1 protein-coding gene is annotated in these 268 nt (G+C 57.8%); it reads right to left on the bottom strand.

All coding sequences use genetic code 11. The annotated features are described in order from the left end of the window. Positions 1-268: solute carrier family 23 protein (locus ACTHS3_RS17965; RefSeq protein ID WP_440368777.1), on the bottom strand; the 268-nt coding region annotated here is incomplete at both ends.

Raw genomic sequence — 268 nt, 5'->3', positions numbered from 1 at the left:
CGGTGTGGTCGAGGACGTACCCAGTGCGGCACCGGCAACGATGGCGGTCGAGTCGGCGAACAGGGCACGCTTCAGGCGGGGCAGTTTGCCGTCTTCCAGCAGACCTGCGCGGTGGGAAACGCCGACCAGCGTGCCGGTGGAGTCAAACAAATCAACCAGGAAAAAGACGAAAATCACGCTGATCATGCTGAGTTTAAAGAGGCCGTTGAAATCCATCTGCATGAAAGTCGGCGCGATGCTCGGAATTTCGCCGACCACGCCTTTAAAA

The organism is Neisseria sp. P0009.S007 (assembly GCF_051962515.1).
Note: the sequence above shows the minus strand (reverse complement) of the source record. Positions and strands in the feature narration are given on the sequence as shown.